The 10,938-nt window shown below is 44.1% G+C and carries 12 protein-coding genes; 5 read left to right on the plus strand and 7 right to left on the minus strand.

Features of this window, described 5'->3' with window-relative positions; genetic code table 11:
* Nucleotides 1-1,067: 1,067 nt before the first annotated feature.
* The 4 genes from ACVCAM_RS25125 to ACVCAM_RS25140 form a co-directional block, all read right to left on the minus strand.
* A complete protein-coding gene (locus ACVCAM_RS25125; RefSeq protein ID WP_000637193.1) occupies nt 1,068-1,325 on the minus strand; it encodes a hypothetical protein in 258 nt (85 codons plus the stop codon).
* A gap of 73 nt (nt 1,326-1,398) precedes the next feature.
* On the minus strand, nt 1,399-1,713 hold the full coding sequence (locus ACVCAM_RS25130; RefSeq protein ID WP_001005009.1) for a hypothetical protein: 315 nt from the start codon (nt 1,711-1,713) through the stop codon (nt 1,399-1,401).
* 47 nt (nt 1,714-1,760) lie between these two features.
* Entirely contained in the window at nt 1,761-2,657 is an 897-nt protein-coding gene (locus tag ACVCAM_RS25135) for a hypothetical protein (RefSeq protein WP_000975181.1), read from the minus strand.
* A gap of 2 nt (nt 2,658-2,659) precedes the next feature.
* Entirely contained in the window at nt 2,660-3,175 is a 516-nt protein-coding gene (locus ACVCAM_RS25140; protein ID WP_031942328.1) for a thermonuclease family protein, read from the minus strand.
* Between the two features lie 214 nt (nt 3,176-3,389).
* Here ACVCAM_RS25140 and ACVCAM_RS25145 point away from each other — a divergent pair, with 214 nt between their 5' ends.
* Genes ACVCAM_RS25145 through ACVCAM_RS25155 form a run of 3 tightly spaced genes read left to right on the plus strand, consistent with a single transcriptional unit; the run spans nt 3,390 to nt 6,387 of the window.
* A complete protein-coding gene (locus tag ACVCAM_RS25145; RefSeq protein ID WP_000833382.1) occupies nt 3,390-4,817 on the plus strand; it encodes a DNA cytosine methyltransferase in 1,428 nt (475 codons plus the stop codon).
* Between the two features lie 60 nt (nt 4,818-4,877).
* Entirely contained in the window at nt 4,878-5,045 is a 168-nt protein-coding gene (locus ACVCAM_RS25150; protein WP_000220758.1) for a hypothetical protein, read from the plus strand.
* Nucleotides 5,046-5,067: 22 nt separating this feature from the next.
* Nucleotides 5,068-6,387 carry a DUF1173 family protein gene (locus ACVCAM_RS25155; protein WP_000078514.1) on the plus strand — a complete coding sequence of 440 codons (1,320 nt, stop codon included), beginning with the start codon at nt 5,068-5,070 and terminating at the stop codon, nt 6,385-6,387.
* Nucleotides 6,388-6,666: 279 nt separating this feature from the next.
* Here the strand turns inward: ACVCAM_RS25155 and ACVCAM_RS25160 are convergent, their stop codons facing one another.
* Nucleotides 6,667-7,872 carry a hypothetical protein gene (locus ACVCAM_RS25160; protein ID WP_001572381.1) on the minus strand — a complete coding sequence of 402 codons (1,206 nt, stop codon included), beginning with the start codon at nt 7,870-7,872 and terminating at the stop codon, nt 6,667-6,669.
* Nucleotides 7,869-8,687, minus strand: a complete 819-nt coding sequence (locus tag ACVCAM_RS25165) for a DUF4942 domain-containing protein (protein WP_000193209.1) — start codon at nt 8,685-8,687, stop codon at nt 7,869-7,871. Before ACVCAM_RS25165 ends, ACVCAM_RS25160 begins: the two co-directional genes overlap by 4 nt.
* Before the next feature lie 204 nt (nt 8,688-8,891).
* On the opposite strand from ACVCAM_RS25165, the gene ACVCAM_RS25170 reads away from it, so the two are divergent.
* A complete protein-coding gene (locus ACVCAM_RS25170; protein WP_001572379.1) occupies nt 8,892-9,059 on the plus strand; it encodes a hypothetical protein in 168 nt (55 codons plus the stop codon).
* A 93-nt stretch (nt 9,060-9,152) separates the two neighbouring features.
* On the opposite strand, the gene rcnR is transcribed toward ACVCAM_RS25170, so the two are convergent.
* The gene (gene rcnR, locus ACVCAM_RS25175; protein ID WP_000019951.1) at nt 9,153-9,425 is read right to left on the minus strand and encodes a Ni(II)/Co(II)-binding transcriptional repressor RcnR; all 273 of its coding nucleotides are present in this window, start codon (nt 9,423-9,425) and stop codon (nt 9,153-9,155) included.
* Between the two features lie 122 nt (nt 9,426-9,547).
* Here rcnR and ACVCAM_RS25180 point away from each other — a divergent pair, with 122 nt between their 5' ends.
* Nucleotides 9,548-10,663 carry a nickel/cobalt efflux protein RcnA gene (locus ACVCAM_RS25180; RefSeq protein WP_001572377.1) on the plus strand — a complete coding sequence of 372 codons (1,116 nt, stop codon included), beginning with the start codon at nt 9,548-9,550 and terminating at the stop codon, nt 10,661-10,663.
* The last annotated feature ends 275 nt before the right edge of the window (nt 10,664-10,938 follow it).

A 10,938-nucleotide genomic window follows, 5' to 3' on the forward strand; every position in this document is an offset into this window, starting at 1 on the left:
CGCGATTATTATGGTGAAGATAGACTCATCGCGTTCGCCTTTAAGTATTTTATACCGCGTAATTAAACTGTCGTTTTTCATGTAGCATCCGTTATAGTTATTAAAGTCCTGCATTAGAAGTTGTTATTTGCCGAAGTTACCTTGTATGAGTTAACTGTGGATCCAAAAATACAAAATATAAGCTGTGCCAATTGAAAGGATTAGAAAAGCACAGTTACTAATAAAATCTACTAATGCTTGTAGCTTCTTTATTCTCACAATTGCTGGACCGTGTTCAGTAGAGGTACTACTCAGCCCTTTTGTTCTGGCACTCTCTGCTTTTCTGAAAAAATTGTAATGCAATCCTGACCGCAAGCAAAACCATGCCAAACCAGTCGTTATTACGATATTTATGTAGAAAGCATATTGAATCATTTGTTCAGTTTCGAAGCTTTCCATTGAAAACCCTTTGTTGAAATGTTGAATAAAATTATTTTTAGTAAATGTAAGCAATAAATAGAACGAATATTAATAGTGAAAGATGCAATGCCAACATCTGCTTATGATGCCTTATGAGGATTTCTTCCTTCGCATTCATTAAATCGTACATCTCATCAATATTTTTATTGCTGGTATATTCGAGACGTTCATCACGAAGTAATTTGAACTTTACCAATACGACAAGTGATTTAATAATAAAGCTCGTAAGCATAACAGTTATAGACAAAAATAAAAAATAGGCCAAATTCATATATCACTCCATGGAGATTAATAGAAAAATTTATAATAAGTAATCTCATAGAGCATTACTTGAATCTTCTTCCCATACTAAGGACTCACCGAGAAACTTAGTTAAAGATGATTTGGCATACTGTGGTTCGGAAAAAAAACGTGGGAACCAGCCGTCAAAGCTTTGGGTACCATTGTGACGATTTTCAGGCGAGACTGATAAGCGGTACCCGTCTTCGTAAGGTGAAATGCTAAATGTGTATCCATCATCTGTCTTTGAGATCAGCGTTTTGCATGTCATATGACTGTTTGCTCACAAAGTTACTTTTCTAAGATATCGAAAAGTGTGGATTAGATCATCATTCAGATAGTCTTTTCATCACAAACTTTCCTGCCCACATTATCACAATTATAAAGGTAATAAAACCGATCTGCTCCCAACGTAAATTGGTTTGCTGTTCGGAATCATCCAAATGAATTGCATAAATGTAACATCCGAAGGTAAGCGTGAGTGGAACAACAAGCATCCCTACCTTTTTAGTAATATTTCCAATAAACCACCAATAAAGAACCCAGGAAATAATAGAAGAATAAAAAATTGCTTCTGAAACTATCATATGTAACCTCTTGAATTAGTCGATGCTGTGGGTAAATAAACCCGGACCGTCAAATGATGCAATTGCAAAATATTTAGTAACCATGAATCCTTCGGTTATCTATTTCAGCCATGTATGCAGTAGGCTTTTTTAAGAGATAGATTGGTGAAACGACATTCGTTTTGACTTTATAAGCCAGAATGAAAACACCTGCGGAGCTTGCCATAAGTACCGCAAGAAGAATAGATACCGTTAACTCCTTTGGTGTTTGTATCACCGAAAGAAGAAACAATGCGCTTATGGCTGCAAAAATCCAGCAATATAATGATGCATCCATAAAACCAGCTACAACACTCGATCCAAAAAAAAACCAAAATAAACTTATTAAGATTACTGAGTTTTCATTCATGTCTGTTCCTTGTTATTACTAATTATATTATGCTTTATAGTTGACCGTCAGACTACCCACGGGTTTTGACGAACAAAGTCACGCACTCCATTTATACATGCTTTTGAGATGACTTCAAAATAAGGATGGTTTGATGGAATCATATTCCCGGTATTATCAAGAAGCATAATAGTCCCTAAAGACCGAACCAGTTGATATTCATTGAGCTTACGCTTTAGCAAAGTTTGCAATCTATAAATTGTCTCACCGGAACTGTTACCTTCGATACCTACAACAGAGACCGTACAGTTCACTTCCTGATTATCAGATTGATAATCGAACCAGTAATTTTCGTTGCAATTTCCTTTTTGCGCATGCTCAATTTTGCCAGGCCATTTTACCCATAAAGAAGAGTTGTTTTTAGATCGTAAGATCTGCTTCAGCGTTTCCAATGGATTTTTTTCATCAACCTCAGACCAGGCCGAAATAAATTCTTTCTGCATTGCCTTAGGGTCTATAACGGCAATGAAATCAAATTCCTCTTTATTGATAGAGTTGGCTCGATCTTTGAGATAAAACAGACCGAGTTTATATCCCTTTTCACTTTTCCAGTTTGCTCCCACAGGCTGATAGTCTGTATTTATAAACGGTTTGAAAGTGTGAGTGTCGGGAGAAAAAATTACTGAGGGTGCCAGCACCCGGCCTCGGTATCGTATTGGATTTACAAATATTTTTTCCCCGTCACATAACATTTCAATAATTGCTTTTGTCACAACTACTGAAATAGAAGGTCTACATGTATTTTGATTTATTTCCCCGAGGTGCGCCAAACTTCCATCCTCACTCTTCAACACCTTTGTAAGGCAAGTCGGGCAATACTGTTGATCTCTATAATAAACAGGCATGGTTAGACGACCGGAATCGTTTAGTACCAACTGAAGTAACGGATGAGGCTCTTTCATCATGGTTATTTCTTCCCTTTCACCTTTCTGGGCTTTTCGTTTGCCTGTCTCCACTGCCATGGTGGGACAGGGTTGGTGTCTGCCCATAACCCTTTTGCCTCCTTTTGTGCTGCGGATTCATATTTGATATAGCCAGGGACAATGGCGTTATCTTCGAACCGATAAACCCACGCATATCCACTGTCCACCATAGAGGCATTGATATCATATCCATCTAACCAGATGGTACCTAACATACGGCCATAGATATCCGTACCATGGTCTATCACGGTAACGATTTTAGTTGCTATAGCTGTGGTTAAGGCCTGTTTTGCTTTTTGGCCAAAAGCCTGTTTAGATTCAGGAGCGTCTATACCATACATCCGTATTTTGATGGTTGTGTTTTGAGCATCCAACGCAGTTATGGTGTCACCGTCAACAATCTTAACCACCTTTGCCTCAAAAGTTGTTGAGTTCCCCCAGGACGCCACTGGGAATACAACAATCATGATGGGCAAAAGTAACTTTGTTAAAAAAAACATCATTTCACCTTGATTTGTTGAGTACAGACATGTATCCACAAGCCTATTTACAGGCAGTATTTTAACAAGTCATTATTTCATGGGCGGGCTTAAAACCAATCTTTTTGCAACTTAAAGGCAGAATAATCACAATAAATTTAGAACCTGAACCAAAAAATAATCCAAATTAAGCGTGTTAATCTATCTCAAAGATATTATTCCTGAGAGAGTTTGGATGAAACGTTACACTCATGATCTTGAGACAGACCTGAATGATGTGGATAAAACACCATCTCTGATCCACAAAACTTTGTTAACAGCTTCGACCATTTATGACCTGAAATATCTGGCTCAGGTATTAAATGATGAAAATGGCAGTAATTGGTCCCGTGCATCCCTTAAACGTCAGGTTACATGCATACCTGAGCATTGTGAGCTGAGTATCGCAGATGGACGCTATCTACAGACTTTAATACCTTCACGACCTGCTGATTATGAGGACAGGCACTTTAGCTTTATCGATCTGTTTGCAGGGATAGGTGGACTGCGAAGCGGATTTGATGCCATCGGTGGTAAATGTCTTTTCACGAGCGAATGGAATACTTATTCCAGCCGTACTTACCGGGCGAACTGGTATTGCGATGAGAACGAGCACCGCTTCAATTCAGACATCCGTGACATCACTCTTAGCAACCGGCCCGAGGTTACTGATGACGAGGCATACAAATTTATCGATGCCTCTATCCCGGATCATGATGTTCTTCTTGCGGGATTTCCATGCCAGCCATTCAGCATCGCCGGTGTCAGTAAAAAGAACTCTATGGGTCGCAAACACGGTTTCGAGTGCGACACTCAGGGTACGCTCTTCTTTGATGTGGCCAGGATCATCCGGGCAAAACAACCTGCAATTTTTGTTCTGGAAAACGTAAAAAATCTGAAGAGTCACGATAAGGGTAATACCTTTAACATCATCATGAAAACGCTCGATGAGCTTGGCTACGACGTCGCAAACAGCGAAAGCACGGGCGCGGATGATCCTAAAGTCATCGATGGCCGTCATTTCCGACCCCAGCACCGTGAACGTATCGTCCTTATTGGTTTTCGCCGCGACCTACGTCTGAAAGACGGTTTTACTCTGAGAGACATTAAAGACTTTTATCCGGACAAGCGCCCTTCTCTCTCAGATTTACTGGATCCGAGCGTAGATAGTAAATACATCCTCTCCCCTAAACTCTGGGAGTACTTATACAACTATGCAAAGAAACATGCGGCAAAAGGCAATGGTTTTGGTTTTGGACTAGTAGATCCTTCCAATGTTAATAGTGTCACCAGAACCCTCTCAAGCCGCTATATGAAAGACGGATCTGAAATTCTTATTGATCGGGGCTGGTCTCATGAACTGGGAGAAACTGATTTCCATAACACATACAACATGGACCGTCGGCCACGCATGCTAACGCCACGTGAATGCAGCAGGCTAATGGGCTTCGATAAACCCGGGGAAAGTGTTTTCCGTATCCCTGTGTCCAATACACAGGCTTACAGACAGTTTGGGAACTCCGTGGTCGTTGATGTCTTTGCGGCCGTCGCCAAACTGCTGAAGTCACGAATTGAATTTGCAGCCTCCCAGCGCTTGCGGCAGTTTTACGACGAAGTCAGCTGACCTGAGCTCCTTCATCAATTTAAATGCTTAAGATTGTTGTAATAATGTCAGAGGTCAACCATGACGTATTTCGAATCAGCTGAAGGTGAGACGGTATCTAAAGAACGAGCATTACAAGAACTGTCCAGGCATTGCGTTCCCGAAACAGATTTCGAAGAATTCTTTAGCGACATGGGCGTAAAGGAACAGTATGACGCTCAGGAAGTGTTGCTCTGGTTGGGATATTAAACTTCCTGTTTAGGAGACTACTATGAGCCAAAAATTCGCAGTGATGATTGCTTACGACGACGATCCAAACGTCAAAAGGTATTCACCTGACTTTCAAACGCAGGATGAGTTTGCTAAAGGGTGGCAGTCGGCTCTTAAAAAGGCACACCACACCTCAGGTCAAAAATCAGTCATCACCTGCGGATGTCGTGGAAAAGGAGAAAAGCGACTTTATGTTCGTGCTTTACCGAACGGTGATGCCTTTATTCTCGTCAAAGCCGCTAACACGGGCATTGAGCATGATCCTTCCTGTGTATTCTTCTCCCTTGATGCCCGGCATACCGGCCTGAAAGGATATGCGAGTGGTGTGGTCCGGATTACAACCGAAGGTGATATGGCTGTAAGGCTCGGTATCGGTATGACAGAGAAAGATCCTCCTGAAAAATCAGAAGTGCCTCCCCTGCCCCATGTTCAGCGACCAGAAGGAGGTCAGGCCTCAATGACCCTCCTGGGCTTGCTTAGTCTTTTGTGGACAGAGTCTGGTCTGAATGTCTGGTACCCGAAAATGGCAGGGAAACGTAACGATTCACTGGTACGGTATCGTCTGCTTGAAACCGCTAAACAAATTCGTACCGGCAGAGCCTGCATAGGTGACCATTTATTCATTGGTGTACCTGACCCGAAACAACCTGTCGCTCAGTCGCAAATTCAGCGTCTTTCATCACAGGCGATGAGTGATAAACGTCTCATGCTCCTGTCAGTTTTACCTCGCTACGATGCTGAAAAGCATGAGAAGCCACTTAAATTTTTACCCCTGCGGAATTTTGGGGGGCTACCGCTGATTTTTTTCAATTCAGAAGTCCATTGGGATAGCGTAAAGAAACGATTTTCATCGGAGTACGCAGCATGGAAATCCGGGGCGAAAATAGTTGTCTTTGCGTTGACGTCACCAGCTGCGGTAACCGGCAGAGGCCCTTCTGTAAGAGCTCATCAAATTGTGCTGATGCACGTTAGCGAGAACTGGATACCTCTGGACTCCTCCTATGAGGCGGTTGTTGCAGAAAAGCTGGATGCAGAGCACCGGCAGTACGTTAAGCCCATGCGTTATGATGCGAGTATTAGTGAGGTGTTCCCTGACTTCTACCTGCTCGACACAAAAAGCGATAAGCCGTTCCCGATGGAAGTATTTGGTATGGCCACTCCTGCTTATCTGGCCCGAAAGCAACTCAAAAAAGATTATTACAACCGTGAATATGGGCCTTATGGATGGTGGCACTGGGATGCGACCACAGCATCTGAAACTATGGTGCTGCCTCATTTTCCAGAATCACGCAAACCTCTTTCAACTGACACACCTGCTTAAAATGGAGAAAAAATGTCCTACATGCTTTCGCTAAGCGAACAGACAAAACTGAACGCTTTCCTGTCAGGGATCCTAGATGATTACAAGACTGGGGTTATCACTCAGATACAAGCTGTTGGTAGAATCGGTAACGTGTTTTCTGCTCTGGAAAGTGGAGACTCAAAAAAGGTAGTGCATTTGTTGACTGAAGGACGAAAACTCCTGCGGACGGGCTGAATGTCCGCAGAAGTTCTTATGTGCCAGGGGATGCAGAGAAGTGTATCAACCTGGCTTCATTTATCATGATGTTTTTCTGCTACGCGGCTGTTTTGACTTTCCAGTACCTCCCCCTGCCATTGCACCAGTTAATGTATCAATGGTGCCTTTCAGGGATTCTGAGATTGTTTTCTCCGCCTCCAGGGTAGCTTCCAGCTTCATTACTTTGGCCTGGAGCGTTTTGAGTTCATTGCTTTGTTCAGCCACTTCCGCTTCATAGCCCTGGCTGACCAAAGTTACTTTATTCAGGTCGGCGCTCAGCGACTCGTTTAGTTTATGGAGTTCAGTAAGTTCGGCATTCACCGCCACCAGGTCACCCTCTTTCCCGGACAGTGCACTTTTCAGCTCAGTACAAAGGTTCTGTGCAGCAATCAATTCCTGTTCAAACCTGTCCCTCTCTGCCTTTGTATCTGACACAGTCTGACTTAACTGGTCGCATTGTCTGGAAAGACCGGCGTTATCAGAACGCTGCGTGTTGATCTCTTCGTTCAGCTTTTTTTGATATTCAAGGTGACCAGCGATCTCTGTTTTACGTTCAGCCAGTTGCTGGGAGAGTGAGTCATTTGACTGCTGTGCGAGGCTCAATTCATGCCGTGTGCTATCTAACTGGTGATGGCAGGTTTCGAGTTCTGCTTCGGCAACATTCAGCCTTGTTTCTAACTCCTTGACGGTACTGTCCCGGATCTCTAATCGACCCTGTAGTGCCTGATTCTCAAGTTTCAGCTCATCCATATCGGTAGCGCTTTGCTCAAGCCGCTGTAACAGCTGCGTTACCTCCTCCTCCAGCTGCATGCTACGTGCTTCAGCTTTTTTAACACTATCATTCTGTATTGCGGTATAGCTTCTACGGTAGTGCCAGGTGATGTACGAGATAATATCGCCGAGTGCAACCTTTACCTCATCGGGTATATCCAGGTAACGGGCCTCTTCAGGAACCTCTTTAACATACTTCTGGTACTCCGCGAACATCTCCTGTGACCTTGCAAACGAGCCGCCAACAGCGTTTCTGAGCCAGTGAACTTTGAAGCTCAGATCGATATTTTCCGGGTTAATTTCTTTCTCTTTGCACAGACGTTCGATTGCATTGAAGTAATCGATCATCGCGATAGATGAGTACCTTGAACGACCCATTTCCTTTGATTTTTCAGTGGATTCGCTGCGGATGTCATTCTGCACCTCTGGCGGGGTAGCATCGTTCAGGCTTTTTTCTTTATCATTTTCAATCATCATTTTTTTCCTGCGGCCGGAAGCTGGTTTGCAAAATATATGCTGATAAGATCGTTCAGAGCATTCAGAAGCGAGATACTGTCGATGCAAATATGAACGTTTCCATTCTCAAACAGGCGACACCGCCAGCCATTCTCATCACTGACCTCGCCTGTGAATTCTGTATTTCTCATGGCCGTCAGCCTGTCGACCATACTCAGCCCACCGCCGGTTGCAGGTGTTGGAGTATCAGAACAGATGCATACAATATTCTCAAAGTCGCGTAAACAAAAGTGATTGTCCTGCGAGAAACCGTTGTACCTCAGCACGTTCACACCAGGAAAAATCCCCCGAAGAACAAGCTTTTTTGGCATTGTATATTGCCTGGCATTGCTTTTGAAACTTCGGTCAAGCTTGTTGAGAACATCAACGAAACCTTCTGCAAGGGTGTCTCGTCTGTTAGCCAGTGCATGCTGTAATGTTCCCTTAACAATCTCCAGGGAAGCGACGGGCGGATCCGTACGAAGGGATTCGTTAAAGGCTTCTTTTTGCTTATGGTTCCAGTACCGGTCCATACCTGTTTCTTCAAAGAGCCTTTTCCACGTTTTACGGTCAATTTCCTTACGCCCCTCCTCGATGGTGCGATCCAGTGACGACGGAAGACCAAATGCGTTGGGCTGCATAATTCTGCTGGTGAAGAGAGAGAGACCGCACAGTTCCGACGCTTCCGAGATTAACCGCATCCCTTCTTCGAATTTCTGCATGGCCATATCCCGGGCGCTGATGAGCTGCCCTGTCCGGCTCGCCGGTACTGGCTCAGAACCCTGGTTTTGAGTCATTTTACACTCCATTTTGGTATGTCAGAACATTTTGATTTGAGCAAAGGTAGGTGTACACAGACATTAAAGTTGTCTCCTTTAACATGAAAAAGACTTTAAAGTTGTCTACTTCTTCAGATAGACCTACTTAACAGGATACTAAGTAGGTCATCTCCTTTCTCGCGTAGCATCTCTCGACGTTCACAGCAGAGGACACGTTTCAAAATGTCATCCAAAATTTTTTTCCATTATCTGACGTTGGGTGATTTTGATGGTCAGCGAGTAGAGGCTTTAACAATGTGGGTTGCCCTGAGCAAAGTAAGGGAAGTAGATGTACCAGAAATGTACGCGTTGCCTTGCATGAAGGGGGGCATCTTAAAGCTCATTGATTAAACAAACTCACTATGCCGCTACAAACAGCCCAAAACCGTCACTTGATAACGTGTTATTTAGATAAATTAATGCTCAGGGCTTTTAGCCAAACTGTCACTTGATGTAAGAATCCAGAACCTTCAGCACAACGTCCAGGTCTTCTTCTCGTTTCTGTTCTTCACTTTCATGAACAATATGTTCAGTCAAATGTCCTTTAATCACTTCACGCAATAAACCATTCACGGCACCACGTATGGCGGCTATTTGTTGCAGTACAGCGGCACATTCGTGAGGTTCATCAAGCATTTTTTTCAGCGCAGCAACCTGCCCCTGGATCTTGCTTGTACGTGCTTTCAGTTTTTGTTTATCGCGGATGGTATGTGACATGTGGGCTCTCACTCTCCTGGATATTTTATGTAACTATACCAGCGTTATTCTACTGGGGGGTAGTATATTTTACTGGGGGGGAGTAGAATCCGGCCTACACTTAATAACCAAGAATGATTCTCATGAACGAATTTACGACACTTCTTCAGCAAGGCAACGCATGGTTTTTCATCCCCAGCGCCATTCTGCTTGGCGCGCTTCATGGACTGGAGCCCGGGCACTCCAAAACAATGATGGCAGCATTCATCATTGCTATAAAAGGCACCGTACGTCAGGCCGTGATGCTGGGTGTCGCGGCAACATTGTCGCACACTGCAGTCGTATGGCTGATTGCTTTTGGAGGGATGTATATCAGTAATAAATTTACCGCAGAATCAGCCGAACCCTGGCTACAGATGGTCTCTTCAGTGATCATCCTTGGTACGGCTTTTTGGATGTTCTGGCGAACCTGGAGCGGTGAGAAAAACTGGCTGGAGGGAATGCAGGAGAATGAACATCATCACCATGACGAAACAAGGTTGATCGATACTGGCCATGGAAAAGTTGAACTGTCCATTTTTGAAGAAGGACAACTTCCCCACTGGCGGCTACGCACTCTTAGTGGCCAAAGATGGGCTTCTGAAGATATCTCATTAACCACACTTCGGGAAAACAGTACGATCTCTCAGACTTTTGAATTTGTTGATCATGGTGATTATCTGGAGTCAACATCTCCCATCCCTGAGCCTCACAGTTTCAACGTACGTCTGTCTCTGGGACATCGTGGTCATGTCCATGACTATGATGTGGCGTTCGCTGAACACGACCATGACCATGACCACTCTGAGCTTGATGGGCTGGATGTGAATTCGAAAGAGTATCAGGACGCTCACGAACTGGCTCATGCCAATGACATAAAACGCCGCTTCGACGGGAAAGAAGTAACCAACGGGCAAATCCTGATATTTGGACTGACAGGAGGGCTTATCCCTTGCCCGGCAGCTATAACTGTATTGTTGATCTGCCTTCAGCTTAAAGCGCTTACGCTGGGTGCCACACTGGTTGTTTGTTTCAGTATCGGCCTGGCATTGACCCTCGTAACGGTTGGAGTGGGTGCGGCGATCAGCGTTCGTCAGGTCGCCAAACGCTGGAGTGGCTTCAATACCATCGCCAGAAGAGCCCCCTATATTTCAAGCGCCCTGATTGCTGCTGTTGGGATTTACATGGGTATACATGGCTGGAATGGGCTGGTGCATTAACACCGGTACTGATGACACACACTCTGGGTACTTACAAAGTACATCCTAAGCGCCACCGTTGAGGTTATGAGCAGAAAAACCCGGAATATAAAGCTGCTCTTTCCGGGACTTGTTGCTGAGGCAGGGATTAAGTAACTGATTAAATCCATTCCCATAAGACTCAATGATAAATGAAAGAATAAAAAAAACGCTCCCGGACGGGAGCGTAAGCCAGTGACTTCGGCGTCAAATGAGGGTCTAACAAGTGGAGCTGCGGGTTAATTCTGGGTGATCTG

The organism is Enterobacter sp. CFEC122, from assembly GCF_052983755.1.